The sequence below is a fragment of the Actinocrinis sp. genome, from assembly GCF_035650855.1.
Lineage (GTDB): Bacteria > Actinomycetota > Actinomycetes > Streptomycetales > Catenulisporaceae > Actinocrinis.
This window is the reverse complement of the sequence record NZ_DASRGV010000265.1, coordinates 14,282-33,382: the sequence shown is the minus strand read 5'-3', so window position 1 is coordinate 33,382 and position 19,101 is coordinate 14,282. Positions and strand designations below refer to the sequence as shown.

Here is a 19,101-nt window from a genome sequence, read left to right as displayed (position 1 = left end):
CATGGCCCGGTGTGTACCGGTGCTGGACACCGAACCCGGACGGGCACCGGTTGCCGGAGCTGCCCCGGGTCCGAGAGCCGCGCGGGTAGCGCCGGGCGGCGCCGCCATGCGCTGGGCCGCCGCCGGGTCGGTGATCGCGACGTGGCGGCCGGTCGAGGTGACGTCCACGTGCCCCTGCAAGACGGCGTGCTGCTGGGCGTCGTACGCGGCCCACTGCTGCATCAGCTGCCGCTGCTTCTCCCGAAGGAGGCGCTCTTCCTCCTGGCGCCGCAGATACTGCTCCCGTTGCTGCTGCACCCATTGCGGGGCAATGCCGCCGAGCCACGGGAAGTCTCTAAGCCAAGCCGGATCGCCGTCGGCTGGTTCGGTCATCGCGGACTCCGTTCACTGTCCGAGCTGGCGCTGCCCCCCAGTGGCACTGGAATTGCAACAGACCGGTTCGCCCGAAAGAGCTTCCGTGGGTCATTCATGTCCAAGATTTTGCCATCCCTGCCGAACCCTCAAGGCTTACACGGCCGTTTCGCCCTTCCCAAACGACCCACTACACGCGAAGGCCGCCGACTCCGTTCATCGGAATCGACGGCCTCGCGTTCTAGCAGGTGACGCGGGGTGGCGGAGGGTTGGTCCGGCCGCCTCCCGTGACGTAAGGCGTTGTCACGCGCCTTACGTCACTGTTGGTACAGGCTGTATTACGCGTTGAACAGCATGCCGTACACCGCGTAAGCCATCGCGATATCCGACTGTGCCCAGAACCGGTGGTACGAGAACGTCGGGGCGGACCCGCCGTTCAGGTAGGCCTGGACCTTGGAGAAGTTCGGGTCCTGCTGGTACCAGGACCGGATGGACAGGAAGGTGGCCCCGGGCGCGATCTTGTCGCCGTTGGGCATCGTGCCGGACCAGCCGGACGGCACGTACACGCCGTCCTGGTTGGTGCCGGAGGGGTAGACCTGGTTGAACCGGCTGTAGTCGGTGCGGGTCTCCGGGGTCGTGATCCCGAGGGAGTCACGGTCGTTGGCCCACATGACGTCCAGCAGGTTCTTCGCCATGCCGGAGGCGGTGGTGTCGTTGGCCTTCTTGCCGTAGTAGGCCAGCGCCTTGATCAGCGCCGCGGCCACGCCGCAGTCCTGACCGTAGCTGGAGACCGTCACGTGCAGTCCGGCGTTGGTCACCGAGGTGGTCGTCGAGGTCCAGTTGTCGGGCTGGCCGGACCAGGACAGGTTGGACGGGATCTGCCAGGCCCCGGTTGTGGTGTTGACCGTGGTCTGCGACTCGGCCCAGGTGACCCACTTCTTCAGCAGGGCGCCCGCGGTGGTGTCGCCCGTCACGTAGTAGTACTCCGCGACGCGCTCCATCGACCAGGCCTGCATACCGAACCACTGGTTCGACGGCGGGTCGTGGTAGACCGGCTCCCAGTCGTACCACATGCCGTAGAACGAGGAGTCGCCCGACGGCGGGGTGCCGTACTGGCCGTTCCAGCTGTTGGTCGCGCCACCCGCGATCGCACCCTCAGAGGACTGCAACCACTGGTAGAACTGCAGCTGCCGGGACAGGCTGGTCTTCCAGTCGCTCACGCCGGTCGCGGACTTGGGCTCCATCGCCGTGTCGGTGGTCAGCGCGTACGCCGCCAGCGGGTTCTGGTAACCGAAGTGCGCCGCACCGTCGCCGATGCGCCAGGCCCACGAGCCCGAGGTGGACAGTGAGCCACCCCACGCGTAGTACCAGGAGAGCAGGTAGTGCTCGCTGGTCTTGCCGCTGCCCGCGGGGCAGCTGGTGCTGGTGCAGTTGCCGATCTGCTTGAAGTACTTGTCGAAGAACGAGTACCGCAGGTAGTCGCCCATCTTGCCGGCCTTGGCCACGGTCGCGGTGACCTGCGACTCGTTGCCCTGCGCCTTGGCCCAGGTGTCCGCCCAGTAGGCGGCCTGGATCGCGCGCGCGTCGGCGTCAGGAGCGTCGGTGTACTTCCACTGCGGCGTACCGGAACCCGCGATGAACAGGTCCAGGTAGCCGTTCGGGCCGCCGTACTTCAGGTTGTCGCAGGTCGGCTGCGGGATGGTCTCCCAGACCGACTCCTGCGCGCCGCGCTGGAAGGTGTTGATGAAGGACGGGGTGTTGGCCGTGCCCGGGCCGAGCTCACAGCCGCCGGCCGGGGTGTCGCCGAAGCCGTACTTGTTGTCGACGTCCTCCAGCCAGTGCATGCCGTAGATGTCCGAGGTGCCATAGGCCTGGCTCAGCTCCGCGGCGATCGGGTCGTTACCGGTGGAGACCGAGGTGGTGGTGGCCACCGGGTACTGGCTCGGCAACGGCTCCTCGGGCGCGTACTGCGCCGGGGAGGACGCGTTGTACGCGCTGTTGGTCGGCTGCGCGGCGTGGCTCGGGATCATGTACTGCTCCATGAGCGACCACGCGTTGTTGAACGGCGTCCAGTTCTTCGAGACCTCGCCGTAGGTGGCGGTGAGCCAGATGTAGTAGCTCCACGCCTCCGAGGTGGTCTCGTGACCGTAGTCGGGCGCCTCGACGATGAGCGTCTCGACCGAGTGGTACGGGATGCCCTTCGGGCTGAAGTACCCGTTGGCCGGGTTCATGATCTGGTTGTACAGCGTCAGGAAGTCGTTCGTGTACGTCCCGCCGCCGCCCGAGATCTCGCTCGCGGTGACCGCGGCTGCGGTGTAACCGGTGGCCGTCACGTTGAACGTCGTGTTGCCCGTGGACTTGGCGTCCGCGGTGATCGTGACGTTCTGCGCCGTGTTGTAGTTCGACGGTGTGAACGTCAGGGACGCGCCCGAGGTCACCGTCAGGCCCGCGTTGCCGCCGGAGGCGGCCGCGACGGAGACCGTGACATTGGCCGTGGGCGCCGCGCTCAGCGTCACGCCGAACGTACCGGTCTGGCCCTGGATGATCGACAACGAGGTCGGGTTCACCACGATCGACGGGTTCGTCTGGCCTGGGTTGACGGTGATCCCGACCGGAGCCGAGGTCGTGGTCGCGCCCTGGCTGTCGGTGGCCACGGCCGTGATCGAGTAGCTGCCCGCCGCCACGCCGGTCCAGCTCACCGAGTACGGGGCCGCGGTCGCCGAGCCGATCAGCGTCGTGCCGCTGTAGTACGCGACGCTGGAGATCGTCGCGCTGTCGAAGGCCGAAGCGGTCGCGGTCAGCGGCACGGTGGCCGGTGCCGTGTAGGTCGCCCCGGCGGCCGGGCTGGTGATCGCCACGCTCGGCGCGGTGTGCGCTCCGCCGCAGACCGTCCCGTTGATCGAGAAGACCGTCGGGTTGGTGTTGGTGCCGGAGTAGTTGAAGTTGGCCCCGATGGTCACCGAGCCGTTGGTGGCCACGGCGCCGTTCCAGGAGGCGCTGTTCGCGGTCACCTTGGTGCCGCTCTGCGACCAGGTGGCGCTCCAGCCGTTGGTCAGCGTCTGGCTGCCGGCGTAGCTGTAGGTGAGCGACCAGTTGGTCCAGGCCGAGCCGAGGTTCTGGATGGTGATGCTGGCCGTGAACCCGGATCCCCAGTCGGACTGGTCCGTGTAAGTTACCTTACACTGGGTCGTGGCGGCCTGCGCCGGGAGGGCGGTCAGCCCGACTGCGGCGAAGGCCGTAGCGAGCAGGGCCGCGAGCGCCCTTCTCAGCCTTCTTCGCAGCGGGCTGCTGCTTCTTGCCTGTCTCATGGGTAGGGGTTTCTCCTTCTGGACATCGGCGCTCAGTCGCGCCGAAAAGTGCGGCGGGAGGGCGGCGGACCGCGGTCCCGGGGGCGGGTCTGTCAGGGTTCCGGTAGGGCTCTATAGGCGTGAGAGCGCTCTACCGGAACACGCGGGGCACAGCTTCAGGGCACAGCCGACCCCGGCGGGCGCCCGTTGCGGCGCCCGCCCGGACCGCGCCCGGGGCCTACCGGCCGATCAGGCGGACTCCCGCTGGACCAGCGAGGTCGGCAGCTTGTTCTGGGTCTCCGAGATCGACTCGTGCTCGATCAGGGCCATGACGTGCCTGGCCATGACCGCGCCCTGCTCCTCGACCGGCTGGCGCACGGTGGTCAGCGGCGGCATGGTGTGCTGGGCGATCGGGTCGTCGTCGAAGCCGACCACGGCGACGTCCTCGGGCACCCGCCGCCCGGCCCGGCGCAGCGCGCGCAGGGCTCCGGCGGCCATCAGGTCCGAGGCGGCGAACACCGCGTCCAGATCCGGCCGGCGCTCGAGCAGCCGGGTCATCGCGTGCTCCCCGGAGGCCTGGGAGAAGTCGCCGTAGCCGATCAGGGCCGGAAGGCCCGCGGCTTCGAGCATGTCCCGGTAGCCGGAGAGGCGGTCGATGCCCACGGCCATGTCGCGCGGCCCCGCGATGGTCACCACGCGCCGGCGGCCCGAGCGCAGCAGGTGGCCGACCGCGGTGCGGGCGCCTCCGGCGTTGTCGGCGTCGACGTACCAGGCCCCGCAGGGAACCAGGGGCCTGCCGCAGACCACGGTGGGGATGCCCGCGGCCTGGAGGGTGAGCAGCAGCGGGTCGCGGCCGTGCGCGGAGACCAGCATCACGCCGTCCGCGCTGCCGCGCCGGATGTAGCGCTCCGCGGCGGCGTACTCGTTCTGGTCGTGCACGACGAGGAACGCCAGCTGGAGCCCGGCCGCGGACAGCGTGCGGGAGGCTCCCCACAGCAGCCGGGCGAAGAACGGGTCCGAGAAGAACCTGGCGCTGGACTCGGTGACGATGGCGGCGACCGAGCCGCTGCGCGAGGTCTGCGCACGGGGGGCGCGCCAGCGCACGTAGCCGAGACGCGCCATGGCGTCCTCCACGTGGCTGCGCGCGCCGATGCTGACGCGGGCGGATCCATTGAGCACTCGCGACGCCGTCGCCTCGGAAACTCCGGCCAGCGCGGCTACGTCGGCCAGAGTGGGCTTGCCGAACTGAGCCTTGTCCAGGTGGGTTCCGACGGCGGGCGCGGTGTCGGTTTGCTGGGGCAACTGCGACCTCCACGGTGAGGTTTCAGTAACACGACGCACGGTTGATCGGGCGGCGACTCTAAGTCGATCGGGGACCCGGGTGGGTTGCCGGTCCGCACGAACTTTTTTCGGTCTTCTCACGAAAACCGGGTGAAGCGGGGGTGGATGAGCGAGCGCGAGGTGTGGGAGCGCTCTCTCGGAGGTGGGCACAGCGTTGCGAGCCGGAAACCCGCCGTCAAGAGTGTCCGGTAAGCGATTACTTGAGGCCAGACTTCGGACAGGTCAACAGGGCGCTGATCGTCCCGGCTTGTCTGAAACTTTCATAAACCGGTCAAGTAAGCCTATTGTCCCGATCAGCCGGCCGGCGCCTGCTCGACCTCGTCGATGGTAGGCACGCTGACCTGCGCGGGAGCGGTCCCAAACGAGTCGAGACGGACGTCGCCCGTGGTCACGGCGCCGCTGCCGGCGAGGGTGAACTCGACCGCGGTCGGTGAACCGGAACCGTCGGTCCACACGTCGAAGTGCAGCGTCGCGGGCAGCCCGGCCAGCGACGCGACCAGGTTGGGATCGGCGATGTGCTGGTCGGCCTCGGCGCTCTCGATGGTGCCGGACAGATGCCCGGAAGCGATCAAGCGGACCTCGTGATAGGCCCTAAGAAGTTGCGCGACGAGCTGCGGATTGCAGAAATCCCCGAAAGTTGCATCGGAGTCGTCGACCTTGAGCCACTTCTTGCCGGGGGTCTGGGCCGTCCCCGCGACGAGCGAGACGTACTCCACCCCGGAGGCGGACAGGATGGTGGTCTTGACCGAGTTGAGGGTGCCGTCCATCCGGGCGAGACCGGTGCTCGCGTCCCACACCCCGGACATCTTGATCGACTCGGTGGCCGGCGCCGGGGAGGGCCCGGGCTTCGGCGACGCGGCCGCGGCGGCCCCGGTCGACTTGGGCACGCGGGTGTCCATGGTCAGCTTGAAGGTCTTGGCCGCGTCGAGGCTCCCGGCCGCCTGTTCCAGCTGCGTCGTGGCGCTCTCCCCCGCGGTGGCCGGCGGCGAGCTGGTGCAGCCGCCGAGCCCCGCGGCGCCCACGGCCGCGGCCAACGCCACGGCCAGCGCCGACCTGGCCGGAAGGCCTCCGCGCAGCGGAAGGCGGCGAACACACACTGATGCACTCCAGCGGCCCATTGCGCCACCGTAGAGATCGCCGAACGAAACACGGAACGGTCTTTCACGACTTTCACATGCGGCCCTGAAGGTCTTAGCGTGCTCTCAGCCGTCCGGCTCGCACGTCGCCGGGGTCACCCGCGTGGTCGCCCGTTACCGTGCGGAAACACGGACCCAGAGCTGACTGCGGATCAGCATTTCCGAAGCAGCACACTGTCGCGCGCGTGAGGTCAGGTATGCGCGGACAGGCCGCTGTCGCGCAGCGCTTCGATGATCTGCCTGACCTCTTGCGCGCGGTCGCGGGGACAGATCAGGACGGCGTCCTCGGTCGCCGCCACCACGAGGCCGTCGACGCCGACGACCGCGAGCACGCGGCCTTCCGCGGTGGAGACGACCACCGAGGACTTCACGTCCCGCAGCAGCGTCCTGGTGCGGTCGCCGAGGACGAGGTTGCCGTTCTCGTCCTTCGGCAGCGAATCGCCGAGCGAGTGGAAGTCGCCGATGTCGCTCCAGGAGAACCCGGCCGGGACGGTGACCACGCGACCCGCGGCCGCGGCGGGCTCCATGACCGCGTAGTCGACGGAGATCTTCTCCAGCTCGGGCCACTCCCGCGCGAGCACCTCGTCGCGCCGCGCCGTGTCCCAGGCCGCGCCGATCCGCCGGAGCGCGGCGCACAGCTCCGGCTTGTGCGCGCCCAGCTCGTCGAGGAAGGTCCCCGCCCGCACGATGAAGATCCCGGCGTTCCAGAGGTACTGGCCGGACTTCAGGTACTCGGCGGCGACCTCGCGCTTCGGCTTCTCGGTGAACTGCTCGACGCTGCGGACGCCGGTCTCGATGGTCTCGCCGAGCCGCAGGTAGCCGAAGCCCTCCTCGGGGCGGGTCGGCTCGACTCCCACCGTGACCACGTGCGCGCCGCGGCGGGCGACCGCCGCCGCCCGCTCGATCGTCTCGACGAAGCGGTCCTGGTCCCCGATGAGGTGGTCCGCGGAGAACACCCCCATCACCGCGCTCGGATCGCGCTGCGCGATGACCGCGGCCGCCAGGCCGATCGCCGCGCACGAGTCCCGCGGAAGCGGCTCGACCAGGAGGTTCTGCGCGGGAACGTGCGGGAGCTGGCGCGCGATGGCCGCGGCGTGCGCGATGCCGGTCACGACGTAGGTCTGCTCGGGCGCGCTCAGCGACGCGAGCCGGTCGGCCGTGCTCTCCAGCAGCGACCGCTCGGTCCCGGTGAGCGCGTAGAGGAACTTGGGGTGCCCGGCCCGGGAGAGCGGCCACAGCCGGGTTCCGCTGCCGCCGGCCAGGACGATGGAGTAAAACACGATGAGCGTTCCTTAGTTCTCACTGCCGCAGGCCGCGCCTGCGACCGTCCATGACCAGGCCTCGGGCCTCGCGCGATCCCGGGGAGTATAGCCGCCGGCGCCTTCCCCCGGCCCGCCGACGAGCGCCGCAGCCCGCGCCGCCGCAAACGCATCGGCCCCGGAATCCGCGGGCGCGGGTTCCGGGGCCGATCGTCAGGCGGCTGATGCGCTGGGCGCCGGCCGCCTTGGGTGCCTTATCGCCGAATCGCCCGGCGATCCGGTCTTACTGGGTGAAGCCGATGTTCTGGTAGACGGTGTCGGCGAAGCCGAACGCGCCGAAGTTGGCCAGGTTCGCCTTCTCGGCCACGAAGTCCGGGCGCTGGTAGAACGGGATGACGCCCGCCTCCTGCCAGATCGCCGCGTCCGCCGCGTTGGCGTCCGCGATGGCCTGCTTCGGGTCCAGGTCCGCCTGGGCCTTGGTCAGCATCCCGTCGATCTGCGCCGAACCCGTCCTGGCGAAGTTCTGGAAGATGTTCGTGCCCTGCGGGTTCTGGTAGATGGAGGCGTTCGAGGAGACCGGGAAGTCGTTGCCGATCCAGGAGAACACGGTGATGTCGAACTGGCCCGGGTTGACGTACTTGTCGAAGAAGTCGTCCGAGTTCACCGCGTCGATGTCCAGCTTGATGCCGACCGCCGCGAGGAAGTGCTGCATCAGCGTGCCCTCGTTCGCGGACACCGGGACGCCGTCCGGGATGACCAGCTTCAGCTCGAGCGTCTTGCCGTCCTTGGTGCGGTACTGGCCGCTGCCCTGGGTCCAGCCGGCCTGGTCGAGCAGCTGCTTGGCCGCGTTCGGGTCGTACTTGCCGACCGCCGCGGAGTTGTCCACGTAGCCGTTCTGGTTGTTGACGAAGAAGTGGTTGCCCAGCGGCTTGTCCGGCCAGGGCAGGCCGGCCAGGTCGGACTTGGCGATCGCGGTGCGGTCGACCGCCTCGGCGACGGCCTGGCGCACGCGCACGTCGCTGAGCATCTGCGACTGGGCGTTCAGCGTCATGTGCCGGAAGTTCGGGCCGCCGGCGACGCGGATCTTGGCGCCCTTGACGCCGACCGACTTCTTGTAGTCGGTCGCGGACGGGCCGATGTCGAACCAGTCGACCTCACCGGAGGCGAACGCGTCGGCGGTGGCGGCGATGTCGACCGTCTTGAACACGATGCTGTCCAGGATCGCCGGGTCGCCCCACCAGTTCGGGTCGCGCACGACGGTGACCGTCTTGTCGGTGGCGTTGAAGGCCTGGAACTTGAACGGGCCCGCGGTGACCGGGATCTTGTTCAGCCAGCCCTTGTTGAACGCGTCCGGGGTGCTGTTGGTCGAGGCCGGGTACAGCGGCGCGAACAGCGACTTCCAGTCGGCGAAGTTGCTGGAGAAGGTCACCACGACCTCTTCAGGGCTCTTGCCCGCCGCCACGTTCGAGATCTGCGAGTAGCCGGTGGTCGAGGCCACGTTGTAGGCGCTGTTGGCGCCGTTGAGCGCCTTCCACTGGGCCGCGAAGTCGGCCTCGGTGATCGGCGTGCCGTCAGACCACTTGGCCTTCGGGTTCAGCTCGTAGGTCACCGTCTGCTTGCCGCCGACCGTGGACACGGTGGGCTCGCCGGTGAGGTAGTCGGTGTTCGCGGACGGCGCGCCGCCCGCGTCGAAGTGGAAGAACGACGGCAGCAGGGCCTGGACGACGGCCGCGGTGGAGGACTCCGGGCCGTCGGCCTCGTTGTAGTTCCACTGGGTGGAGAACTGGTCCAGGGGCCAGGTGAGCGTTCCACCCTGCTTCAGCTGGGACCGGGGTACCGGGTTGATGTCGTTCACGGTCGCCTTCGGCGCCGCCTTGGGCGCCGGGGACGACTTCGAACTCGAGCATGCGCTCGCGCCGAGTGCGACCGCGAGCGCTGCCGCGGTCAGCCCGACGCCGATCCGGGTGGATCGCATCTCGCCTCTCCGTTTCTAGTTCGGTGGCTATGTGGGTCATCGTGGATGGGGTTGCACCCGCCGGACGCCGTTGTCCGCCGGACGTGTAGTGGCGCGCGCGGCGCGCCGGCCGGGCGCCGCGCGGTCCAGGGTCAGACCACTTCGAGCACTGCCGCGTAGTGGCACGCGGCCTCGTGGTCGGGACCCTGGGCGATCAGCGTCGGATCCTCCTCGACGCAGCGCCGCTGGTCGCCCTCGCTCAGCGCCTTGAACTTCGGGCAGCGGGTGCGGAAGCGGCAGCCGGACGGGACGTTGGTGGGGCTCGGCAGGTCGCCGTCCAGCAGGATCCGGCGCCGCTCCCGCTCCTTGTGCGGGTCGGGGATCGGGATCGCGGACAGCAGCGCCTGCGTGTAGGGGTGGCTCGGCCGCTCGAACACCGAGGCGTTGTCCCCGATCTCGACGATGCGGCCGAGGTACATGACCGCGATCCGGTCCGCCACGTGCCGCACCACCGACAGGTCGTGCGCGACGAACAGGTAGCTGAGGTCCAGCCGCGCCTTGAGCTCGTCGAGCAGGTTGATCACGCCGGCCTGGATCGAGACGTCGAGGGCCGAGACCGGTTCGTCGAGCACCACGACCTTCGGGTCCAGGGCCAGCGCCCTGGCGATGCCGATGCGCTGACGCTGGCCGCCGGAGAACTCGGCCGGGAACCTGGAGGCGTGCCCGACCTCGAGCCCGACGAGGCGCAGCAGCTCGTTGACGCGCGGCCCGATCTTCTCCCGCGACCAGCCGTGCGCGCGCAGCGGCTCGGCGAGGATGTCGAAGACCGGCAGCCGCGGGTCCAGGGCGGCCATCGGGTCCTGGAAGACGACCTGGATGTCCTTGCGCAGCGCCTTGCGCTCGGCGCCGCGCAGGCCGCCGGTGCGCTTGCCGAAGACCGCGATGGTCCCGCCGGACGGGTCGGCCAGGCTCAGGATCTCCAGCAGCGTGGTGGTCTTGCCGCAGCCGGACTCGCCGACCAGGCCTAGGGTCTCGCCGGAGCGGATGTCGAAGGAGATGCCGTCGACCGCGCGCACGGTGCCGATGCGCCGCTTGAACACCGTGCCGACGGTCAGCGGGAAGTGCCGGTATACGCCGTCGAGTTCGAGCACCGCGGGCCGCTGGTCGCGCGGCACCCGGGCCGAGGGGGCCTCGGGCAGCGGCGGGATCGGGAAGACCTCGGCGCGGGTGAGCGTCCCGGCGGCCAGCTCGCTGCGCCGGTGGCAGGCCGAGGGGTGGTTGTCCCCGGCGGCGGGCACCAGCTCCGGCTCCACGGTCGCGCAGGTCGGCACGGCGACCGGGCAACGCGGCCGGAACGGGCAGCCGGGCGGCAGGTTGACCAGCGAGGGCGGGTTGCCCTCGATCGGCACCAGCGCGTGCTTGACACCCTCGTCGACGCGCGGGATCGAGCCGAGCAGGCCGATCGTGTAGGGCATCCGCGGGCTGTAGTAGAGCTCGTCCACGGTGCCGGTCTCCACCGGCTTGCCGGCGTACATGACCATCACCCGGTCGGCGAACCCCGCGACGACGCCCAGGTCGTGCGTGATCATCACGATCGCGGCGCCGGTGGCCTCCTTGGCCACCTTCAGCACGTCGAGGATCTGCGCCTGGATGGTCACGTCGAGCGCGGTGGTCGGCTCGTCGGCGATGATCACCTCGGGGTCGTTGGCGATGGCCATCGCGATCATCGCGCGCTGGCGCATGCCGCCGGAGAACTCGTGCGGGAAGGCGTCCACCCGGCGCTTCGGGTCCGGGATGCCGACCATGTCGAGCAGCTCGACCGCGCGGGCCCTGGCCGCTTCCTTCGAGATCTCGGTGTGGATCTGCAGCGCCTCGACGATCTGGGTGCCGATCGAGTAGACCGGGGTCAGCGCGGAGAGCGGGTCCTGGAAGACCATCGCCATCTGCCGGCCGCGGATCTTGGACATCTCGTCGTCGTGCAGGCCGAGCAGTTCGCGCCCGCCGAGGCGGATCGAGCCGTCGACCTTCGCGCTCTCCGGCAGCAGGCCGAGCACCGCCATCGCGGAGACCGACTTGCCCGAGCCGGACTCGCCGACGATGCCGAGCACCTCGCCGCGCCGCAGCCGGTAGCTGACCCCGCGCACCGCCTCCACCGTGCCGGTCTCGGAGGGGAAGAGGACGGACAGATCGCGCACGTCCAGCACCGCGTCGCCGGCCACGGCCGGTCCGGTGGAGTCCTGATACACCTGGGTCACTGTGCGATCTCCACTACCGTCGTCTCGCCGGGCAGCGCCTCGTCGTCGGTCTGCTCCTTGCGCTTGGCCTTGGACTTGGCGCCCGAGGCGTTCGGGTCCAGCGCGTCGCGCAGCCCGTCGCCGATGAAGTTCACCGCGAGGATGATCAGGATCAGGATTCCGGCGGGGAACAGGAAAAGCCACGGATAGGTGTTCACCGAGCCCTGGCCGATGCTGATCAGGGTGCCCAGCGAGACGTCCGGCGGCTGGATGCCGAAGCCGAAGTAGGACAGGCCGGACTCGCCCAGGATGGTCACCGCGACGCTGATGGTCGCGTCGATGATCAGCAGCGAGGCCATGTTCGGCAGGATGTGCCGCAGGATGATGCGCGGCGTGGACACGCCCATGTACTTGGCGGCCAGCACGAACTCGCGGCTCTTGAGGCTCAGCGTCAGCGAGCGCACGATCCGCGCGGTGATCATCCAGGCGAAGGCCGCCAGCAGCACCACGAACAGCAGCCAGGTCTTGCCCTTGAAGGTCGGCGAGAGGATCGCCAGCAGCAGGAACGAGGGCATGACCAGCATCACGTCGATGAACCAGACCAGCAGCCGGTCGACCCAGCCGCCGAGGTACCCGGCCACCGAGCCGATCAGCGCCGCGATCGCGGTGGTGAGCGGCCCGCCGATCAGGCCGATGACCAGCGACTTCTGCGCGCCGCGCATGGTGAGCACGAACATGTCCTGGCCGGTCTGGGTGGTGCCGAACCAGTGCGTGGAGGACGGGCCGGTCTGGAAGTTGTCGAAGTCGATGTCCGTCAGCTGCCACTGGGTCAGGTACGGCCCGATGTAGGCGGCCAGGAACAGCACGACGATGATGATCAGGCCGAACAGGGCCAGCCGGTTGCGGGCGAAGCGGCGCGCGATCAGCCGGCCGCGGCCGCCTCCGCCGGTGACCGGGGTCAGGGCGGACTCTTCGATCTCCTTCGCGGCGTCGAGGGCGCTCACTGTCGGGGCTCCTCTCCGCTGGTCGTCACAGCTGTTTCACGCATTGCGGGCACTGATTCGTTCAACGGGGACGCGCACGGCCCCGGGAGGAACGCGGATCGCGTCATCAGGCACGCACCCTGGGGTCGAGCGCGGCGTAGGCGATCTCCGAGAGCAGGCCGGCGATGAGCACGAGGCCCGCGACGAACAGGGAGACCGCGGCTACCGCGTTGGTGTCGTTGCCCTGGATCGAGGTCACCGCCCACTGGCCCATGCCGTTCCAGTCGAAGATGGTCTCGGTGAAGGTCGCGCCGGTGAAGAGCAGCACCGTGTTGTACACCAGCAGGGTCATCACCGGGATGATCGCGGTGCGCAGGCCGTGCTTGTAGATCGCCTTGCGGCGGGTCAGCCCCTTGGCCCGGGCGGTGCGCAGAAAATCGCTTCCCAAGACGTCCAACATCGTGGAACGCTGATACCTGCTGATGATGGCGATCTCGCCGAGCACCAGGGTGATCGTCGGCAGCACGAGGTGTTGCGCGCGGCTGAGCAGCTGCGGCCAGAAGGCCGTGATGGTGGCGTCGTACTCGTTGTCGTACTGGAAGAAATGGGTGCCGCTGGCGTTGTTGAACCACACCGCCAGCGCCTTGAGCAGGATGGCGAGCGTGAACACCGGAGTGGAGATGATCAGGAAGGAGGCGAACGAGGAGAGCTGATCGCTGGCGCGATACTGGCGGACCGCGTTCCACGCGCCGACCAGCACGCCGCCGATCGCCCCGATGATCGTCGCGAAAAGCAGCAGCCGGGTGGAGACGCCGACGCGGCGGGCCAGGTCCTGGCCGACCGAGCCGCCCTGCACCTCGGTACCGAAGTTGCCGTGCGCGAGATCGTCGAGCCAATGCCCGTAGCGGACGAAAACGTCGGTGTCCGGATTGAGATTCTTCTCGTCCAGCATCCGCGTGATCACCGCGGGCGAAGGAGTGGGGTGCTTGCCCTCGTAGTTCGACCGCGGATTGAGCGCGAGCGCGGCCAGAAGGTACGCGATCGACGCACCCACGAAGGTCAAAATCACATAATTGAGCAATCTGCGCAGCAGATACGCGCCCACGCGCCACTCCCTAGCCCTGCAACCGGCACCGGCGGGAGGCGCGCTCGCTCCGAGCTGGTACCGAGTTGTTCTCGGATCATTCGACGGCGCGACCTTGTGGGCCGGCACTGGGCATCGCGGGATGTGGGTCAACCGGGCGTCGCCGTCTGCTGACACAGCCTGACGGCGGCTGCCCGGTGCTGTCCAGAGCCTTCAGATCAAGAACTAATTACGTTAAGGCGCAGCGATAGAAACGGAATTTCCGGCCCGTTACGCGTTCGGGCAGAACGCGTCAATAGGGACCTTGAGATATAGGGAAAACCCTCGGGCCGGACAGAAAACGCGAATTCACCCCCGGGTGTGACGCGCGCTGGGCCGACCGAGCGCACGCCGCACCTAGGATATGACTTCGCGTCAGCTGTAGGAACCGACCCGCTCGTCCGCCATCACCGGGAAGTGACAGGCCGCCAGCTGCGAGGGGGAGCCCCCGGACTTGGTCTCCAGCGGCGGCTCGACGGTCGCGCAGATCTCCTGGGCCTTCCAGCAGCGGGTGCGGAACCGGCAGCCGGAGGGCGGGTTGATCGGCGAGGGCACGTCCCCGGTCAGCAGGATCCGCTCGCGGCCGGTGGCCTCCTTGCGCTCCGGGTCCGGGATCGGCACCGCGGAAAGCAGCGCGTTCGTGTACGGATGCAGCGGGCGGCCGTACAGGTCGTCGCGGTTCGCGACCTCGACCACCTTGCCCAGGTACATGACCGCGACCCGGTCCGAGATGTGCCGCACCACGGACAGGTCGTGCGCGATGAACACGTACGCGAGGCCGAGTTCCGCCTGCAGGTCCTCGAACAGGTTCACCACCTGCGCCTGGATCGACACGTCCAGCGCGGAGACCGGCTCGTCCGCCACGATCAGCTTCGGCCGCAGCGCGATCGCCCTGGCGATGCCGATGCGCTGGCGCTGGCCGCCGGAGAACTCGTGCGGGTACCGGTTGTAGTGCTCCGGGGAGAGGCCGACCAGCGAGAGCAGATCCTGCACCGCGCGCTTGACGCCGTGCTCGGTCTTGACGCCCTGGATCTGGAACGGGGCGCCGACGATCGAGCCGACCGTCTGGCGCGGGTTGAGCGAGGACTGCGGGTCCTGGAACACCATCTGGATGTCGCGGCGCAGCGGCCGCAGCTCGCCGGGCTTGAGGTGCGTGATGTCCCGCCCCTCGAACACGACCTTGCCGCCGGTGGGCTCGAGCAGCCGGGTCAGCAGCCGGCCGGTGGTGGACTTGCCGCAGCCCGACTCGCCCACCAGGCCGAGCGTCTCGCCGGTGCGCACGGTCAGGTCGATCCCGTCGACCGCCTTGACCGCGCCGACGGTGCGCCGCAGCAGGCCGCGCCGGATCGGGAAGTGCTTCTCGAGTCCGGAGACTGACAACAGGTCTTCAGGCGTCGAGTCAGTGATAGTGCTCATAGATGCGGCCGGATTTCCTCGTTGAAGATCTGCTTGCGATCGGCGGACGGCATGTGACAGGCCACCAGGTGGCGCGAGTCGACCGGGCGCAGTTGCGGCACCTCGGACTCGCTGCGGCCGTGGTTGCGGGCGGCGAACGCGCAGCGGGGGTGGAACGGGCAGCCGGAGGGCACGTTGATCAGCGACGGCGGGGTGCCCGGGATCGGCAGCAGCCGCTCGAGCACGGGGCGGTCGAGGCGCGGCATCGAGCCGAGCAGACCCCAGGTGTACGGGTGCTCCGGCTCGGTGAACACGGTCTTGGCCGAGCCGTACTCCACCGCCTTGCCCGCGTACATGACCATGATGTCGTCGGCGAGCTCGGCCACCACGCCCAGGTCGTGCGTGATGATGATCAGCGCGCTGTTGAACTCCTGCTGCAGATCGCGCATCAGGTCCAGGATCTGCGCCTGCACGGTCACGTCCAGCGCCGTGGTCGGCTCGTCCGCGATCAGCAGCTTGGGGTCGCACACCAGCGCCATCGCGATCATCGCGCGCTGGCGCATGCCGCCGGAGAACTGGTGCGGGTAGTCGTCCACCCGCGAGCTCGGCTGCGGAATGCCGACCCGGTCCAGCATCTCGATCGCCCGCTTGCGGGCCTCCGCCTTGGAGACCTTGTGGTGCACCCGGTACGCCTCGGCGATCTGGTCGCCGACCTTGTAGTACGGGTGCAGCGAGGAGAGCGGGTCCTGGAAGACCATCGCCACCTTCTCGCCGCGCAGCGCCCGCAGCTCCGCCTGGTCGGCGTGCACGAGCTCCTGGCCGTCAAGCCAGATCTCGCCGGACATGATGGCCCCGCCGCGGCCGCGCTTGTTGGCGCGCTTGTGCAGGCCCATCAGCGAGAGCGAGGTGACCGACTTGCCGGAGCCGGACTCGCCCACGATGCCGAGGGTCTGCCCGCGCTCGAGCTTGAAGTTGATCCCGTCCACCGACTTGACCAGGCCGTCGTCGGTCTGGAAGTGCACCCGCAGGTCCCGCACGTCCAGGAACGCGGCCGGTCCCTCCAGGGTGGATTCGGAGATCGGAAAGTCCTGGTCCGTCGTCATCCCAGCCTCACTCGCGGGTCGAGCACTCCGTAGAGCAGGTCCACAATCAGGTTCGCGGCGACGATGAAGAAGCTCGCCATGAGCGTCACGCCCATGACCACCGGGATGTCGCTGCGCCCGATCGCGTCCACCGCGTCGAAGCCGATCCCGTGGAACCCGAAGATCTTCTCGGTGACCACCGCGCCGCCGAGCAGGTAGCCGAAGTCGAGGCCGAACATGGTGATGATCGGGGTGTAGATGGCGCGCATGGCGTGCTTGCCGACCACGTTCCACTCGGGCAGGCCCTTGGACCGCGCGGTGCGCACGTAGTCCTCGTTGAGCGTGTCGAGCATGGTCGATCTGGTGATTCGCGTGTAGGCGGCGGCCGAGATGAAGGCCAGCACCGCGCACGGCCAGAAGATGTTCAGCGCCCAGTTCCAGGGGTCCTGGGTGAACGGCACGTACTGGATCTGGTCCATGAAGTGGAACTGGTACTGCACCAGCAGCGCGACCACCAGCGCGGTGAAGTTCACCGGCATCGAGATTCCGGCCAGCGCCACCACGATGATGGAGCGGTCGGTGAAGCGGCCCTTGTTCAGCGCCGCGAGGACGCCGCCGAGCACGCCGAAGAACAGCCACAGCACCGCGGCGCCGATGGCGAGGGAGAGGGTGACCGGGAAATCGGCGATCAGCTTCGGCCACACCAGCTGGTTGGTGATGTACGAGTACCCGAAGCAGGGGGCCGGGCAGCTGAGCGCCACCGAGCCGTTGCCGAAGGTTCGGCCGGTGAAGATGCCGGTGAAGTAGTCCCAGTACTGCACGACCAGCGGCTTGTTGAAGCCGAGCTTCTCGCCGATCGCCGCGATCGTGGCCGGCGTCTGGCTCTTGCCGGCGTAGGTGGCGGCGAGGTTCTCGCCGAACCACTGCGGCATCACGTAGGAGATTATAAACGTAATGATACTGACGACGATGATGACCAGAGCGGCCTGGAACAGTCGTCTGACGATGTAAGCGAACACTGATATCGGCCGGTTCCGGCGCGGGGGCGGGTCCTGTTCGAGGACCCGCCCCCGCACCGCCCTACGCCTTCACCTGCTTCCAGTTCTGCTCGCGAAAGGAGGGTTTACCCTTTCCGGCCGGGGCCGGACTCAGGATCCGGAGTGACCCAGCGCGGCCAGGTCGACCTCACCGTTGTAGGCGTTCGTGATGTAGTAGTTCGTCACGTTCTTGCCACGGGCGATCAGCAGGGTGTCGAAGCCGTAGGGGATGTACACGGCGTCGGACATGACCTGCGCGTCGACCTTCGCGCCCAGCGTCGCGTTCTGAGACGGGTCGGTGTTGGCCTTCATCTGGTCCAGCAGGCCGTTGACCACCGGGTCGTTCAGGCGGCCGTAGTTCGAGCCGCTGCTGGTCGCCGAGAGCAGGCGGCCGTCAGTGATCTGCGAGAAGAAGGCGAACGGCGAGGGCCAGTCCGGGCCCCAGCCGGCCGCGCCGAGACCGAAGCCCTTGCTCTTCATCACCTGCGGACGCTGCAGGTTCTGGCTGTAGTACTTCGAGCCCTCGACCTGGGTGATCTGCGTGGTGATGCCGACGCGGGCCAGCGCTGCCTGCAGCGCGGTGGCGAAGCCGGGGCCCTTGCCGGTGTTCACGGTGATGATGTTGGTGGAGAAGCCGTTGGGCTGGCCGCAGGCCTGCAGCTCCTGCTTGGCCATGGTCACGTCGCCCTTGGAGTCCGAGCCCGTCGGGTACGGGTTGGCGTCCGTGTGGCCCTGCACGCCCGGAGGCAGCATCGTGTTGGCGATCTTGGCGCCGGCGATCTCGCCGCCGCGCGCGTTGACCAGGTCGACCTTGTTCATCGCGTAGGCCACGGCCTTGCGGCAGTGGACGTTGTTGAACGGCGCGACGTCCTGGTCGATCGTGACGTACCGGGTGGCGTTGGCCGACGGGTTGTCGGTGTACTTCTTCTTCGCCGGGTTGCTCAGCACCGAGGCGACGTCCGCGGTCTGCAGGCCACCGCCGTCGTACTCGGCGTCGACGGTGCCGGCCAGGATGGCCGCGTCAAGCTGGTTCGGGTCCCAGTCGGTCTTGACCGTGATCTTGTCCGGCAGGGCCGGGTCGACCGGGTCGCTGGCCGCGGTCCAGTTCGGGTTGCGGGTCAGCTCGATGTCCTTGCCCGCGACGTACGAGGCGATCTGGTACGGGCCGCTGGAGACCACGTGCGTGTTGTAGTTCAGTCCGCCGGTCGCCGCGTTCTGGTCCACGTCGATCGGGACCGGCGCGGTCTGCGGCAGGGTCAGCACGTACGGGAACTCGCCGTACTTACCGGTCAGGTGGAACACCAGGGTGGTGTCGTCCGGGGTGTCGACGCCGGTCAGGCCGAGGTGGTCGGCCGCCTTGTCCTTGTACGGACCCGGGTAGGTGCCGTCGGTGAGCAGCGAGGAGAAGTACTCCGGACCGGCCGGGTTGACCGAGTCGATCGCGTAGGAGCGCTCGATCGCGTACTTGACTTCCTTGGAGGTGATCGGCTCACCGTTGGAGAACTTCAGCCCGGAGCGGATCTTGACGGTCCAGGTCAGGCCGTCCGCCGAGGAGGTCGGAGCGGCCGCCGCCAGGCCGGGGACCAGCTGCGTCGACTGCGAGCCGGGGGCGCCGACCTTGTAGGTCATCAGCGTGCGCGCGTAGTACCGGGAGAAGTTCCAGGAGTACGCGTAGTACTGGTTGACCGGGTCCACCGAGTCAAGGTCCTGGGAGCCGCCGAGAACGAGCGTACCGCCCTTGTGCGTGGACGGGTTGACCACGCCGGTGACACCGTAATTGAACTTGATCGTGTCGGCAGGGTTGGCGGAACCGCCGCTGCTGCCGCCCTTGCTGCTACTGCACGCGGTAGCGACCGACGCGACCAGCGCGGCCGCCGCGGCCGCCGCGGCGATCTTGGTTGTACGCTGCATTCCGGGAA

At 68.7% G+C, this 19,101-nt stretch carries 13 protein-coding genes; all 13 read right to left on the bottom strand.

Annotation, left to right across the window (positions count from 1 at the left end):
- Window positions 1–372, bottom strand: a 372-nt coding sequence (locus tag VFB40_RS19295) for a hypothetical protein (protein ID WP_324852625.1), incomplete at its 3' end; no start/stop codon positions are given.
- Between the two features lie 317 nt (window positions 373–689).
- The gene (locus VFB40_RS19290) at window positions 690–3,659 is read right to left on the bottom strand and encodes a glycoside hydrolase family 48 protein (RefSeq protein WP_324852623.1); all 2,970 of its coding nucleotides are present in this window, start codon (window positions 3,657–3,659) and stop codon (window positions 690–692) included.
- 228 nt (window positions 3,660–3,887) lie between these two features.
- On the bottom strand, window positions 3,888–4,898 hold the full coding sequence (locus VFB40_RS19285) for a LacI family DNA-binding transcriptional regulator (protein WP_414642113.1): 1,011 nt from the start codon (window positions 4,896–4,898) through the stop codon (window positions 3,888–3,890).
- Window positions 4,899–5,272: 374 nt separating this feature from the next.
- Entirely contained in the window at window positions 5,273–6,097 is an 825-nt protein-coding gene (locus VFB40_RS19280; RefSeq protein ID WP_324852619.1) for a hypothetical protein, read from the bottom strand.
- A gap of 209 nt (window positions 6,098–6,306) precedes the next feature.
- The gene (locus VFB40_RS19275; protein WP_324852617.1) at window positions 6,307–7,395 is read right to left on the bottom strand and encodes a mannose-1-phosphate guanylyltransferase; all 1,089 of its coding nucleotides are present in this window, start codon (window positions 7,393–7,395) and stop codon (window positions 6,307–6,309) included.
- Between the two features lie 262 nt (window positions 7,396–7,657).
- A complete protein-coding gene (locus VFB40_RS19270; RefSeq protein ID WP_324852615.1) occupies window positions 7,658–9,349 on the bottom strand; it encodes an ABC transporter family substrate-binding protein in 1,692 nt (563 codons plus the stop codon).
- A 131-nt stretch (window positions 9,350–9,480) separates the two neighbouring features.
- On the bottom strand, window positions 9,481–11,583 hold the full coding sequence (locus VFB40_RS19265) for an ABC transporter ATP-binding protein (RefSeq protein ID WP_324852613.1): 2,103 nt from the start codon (window positions 11,581–11,583) through the stop codon (window positions 9,481–9,483).
- A complete protein-coding gene (locus VFB40_RS19260) occupies window positions 11,580–12,566 on the bottom strand; it encodes an ABC transporter permease (RefSeq protein ID WP_324852611.1) in 987 nt (328 codons plus the stop codon). Before VFB40_RS19260 ends, VFB40_RS19265 begins: the two co-directional genes overlap by 4 nt.
- Before the next feature lie 106 nt (window positions 12,567–12,672).
- Window positions 12,673–13,650 (bottom strand): ABC transporter permease, encoded by a 978-nt coding sequence (locus VFB40_RS19255; RefSeq protein ID WP_324852609.1) that lies wholly within the window; start codon window positions 13,648–13,650, stop codon window positions 12,673–12,675.
- A 393-nt stretch (window positions 13,651–14,043) separates the two neighbouring features.
- Window positions 14,044–15,084 (bottom strand): ABC transporter ATP-binding protein, encoded by a 1,041-nt coding sequence (locus VFB40_RS19250; protein WP_324852607.1) that lies wholly within the window; start codon window positions 15,082–15,084, stop codon window positions 14,044–14,046.
- Window positions 15,081–16,166 (bottom strand): ABC transporter ATP-binding protein, encoded by a 1,086-nt coding sequence (locus tag VFB40_RS19245; RefSeq protein WP_324852606.1) that lies wholly within the window; start codon window positions 16,164–16,166, stop codon window positions 15,081–15,083. The genes VFB40_RS19250 and VFB40_RS19245 overlap by 4 nt, the downstream gene beginning before the upstream one ends.
- Window positions 16,163–17,164: an ABC transporter permease gene (locus VFB40_RS19240; protein ID WP_324852627.1), complete on the bottom strand. Its 1,002-nt coding sequence runs from the start codon at window positions 17,162–17,164 to the stop codon at window positions 16,163–16,165. The genes VFB40_RS19245 and VFB40_RS19240 overlap by 4 nt, the downstream gene beginning before the upstream one ends.
- A gap of 129 nt (window positions 17,165–17,293) precedes the next feature.
- The gene (locus VFB40_RS19235) at window positions 17,294–19,093 is read right to left on the bottom strand and encodes an ABC transporter substrate-binding protein (protein WP_324852604.1); all 1,800 of its coding nucleotides are present in this window, start codon (window positions 19,091–19,093) and stop codon (window positions 17,294–17,296) included.
- Between the last annotated feature and the right edge of the window lie 8 nt (window positions 19,094–19,101).

Coding starts and splice junctions, on each gene's coding strand:
- VFB40_RS19235 (WP_324852604.1), bottom strand. CDS start 19,093: ATGCAGCGTACAACCAAGATCGCCGCGGCGGCCGCGGCGGCCGCGCTG.
- VFB40_RS19270 (WP_324852615.1), bottom strand. CDS start 9,349: ATGCGATCCACCCGGATCGGCGTCGGGCTGACCGCGGCAGCGCTCGCG.
- VFB40_RS19250 (WP_324852607.1), bottom strand. CDS start 15,084: ATGAGCACTATCACTGACTCGACGCCTGAAGACCTGTTGTCAGTCTCC.
- VFB40_RS19290 (WP_324852623.1), bottom strand. CDS start 3,659: ATGAGACAGGCAAGAAGCAGCAGCCCGCTGCGAAGAAGGCTGAGAAGG.
- VFB40_RS19280 (WP_324852619.1), bottom strand. CDS start 6,097: ATGGGCCGCTGGAGTGCATCAGTGTGTGTTCGCCGCCTTCCGCTGCGC.
- VFB40_RS19245 (WP_324852606.1), bottom strand. CDS start 16,166: ATGACGACGGACCAGGACTTTCCGATCTCCGAATCCACCCTGGAGGGA.